The 821-nt window shown below is 69.3% G+C and carries 1 protein-coding gene; it reads left to right on the top strand.

The window, feature by feature from the left end:
* Nucleotides 1-762, top strand: a 762-nt coding sequence (locus tag G6027_RS18735; protein ID WP_241726945.1) for a DUF2156 domain-containing protein, incomplete at its 5' end; no start/stop codon positions are given.
* Nucleotides 763-821: the final 59 nt, after the last annotated feature.

Raw genomic sequence — 821 nt, 5'->3', positions numbered from 1 at the left:
CGGGCGCTGCAGATCGCCGAGGACACCATCATGGACCTGCCCGACCTGGCGTTCGGCGGCAAGAAGTGGCAGAAGATCCGCAGCGCCATGAACAAGGCGGAGAAGAACGGCACGAACTTCGTGTCAGGCCTGCTGCGTGAGCAGCCGTCCGCGATCCTGGGGCAGGTGCGCCAGATCTCCGAGCAGTGGGTCGGGGACAAGGAACTGCCCGAGATGGGCTTCACCCTGGGCACGGTCGAGGAGGCACTCGACGACGACGTCCGCATCGCCCTGGCCGTGGACGCCGACGGGGTGGTCCAGGCCGCGCTCTCCTGGCTGCCCGTCTACCGCGGCGGGACCGAGGGCGGCGTGCGCGGCTGGACCCTGGACGTGATGCGCAAGCGCAACGGGCCCGGTGCGAACAACATGATCGAGTTCCTCATCGCCCGGTCCGCGCTCGAGTTCAAGGACGAGGGGGCCGATTTCGTCTCGTTGTCCGGGGCCCCGTTGGCGAGAAGTGGCGACGACGACGAGGTGGCCACCCTCGACCGTGGTCTGGACCTTCTCGGTCAGGCACTCGAGCCCTACTACGGGTTCCGGTCTCTCCACCAGTTCAAGGCCAAGTTCAACCCGCGGATCGAGCCCGTGTTCCTGTGCTTCCGCGACGAGGCCGACCTGCCGCGGATCGGCGTGGCGATCGGCCGGGCGTACCTGCCGGGTGCGACGACCCGCCAGCTCGCCGCACTGGCCCGGTCGGGAAAGTCGGAGACCGTCGACGCCTGAGGCGGCATCCGCTCACGATCTGCGGCACCCGCTCAGGCGCCCCCCGCCATGACGGCGGC

Origin of the sequence: Dietzia sp. SLG310A2-38A2 (assembly GCF_014145095.1) — a bacterium.
In the GTDB taxonomy this organism is placed as follows: Bacteria; Actinomycetota; Actinomycetes; order Mycobacteriales; family Mycobacteriaceae; genus Dietzia.
This window is presented reverse-complemented; position numbering and strand designations above follow the sequence as displayed.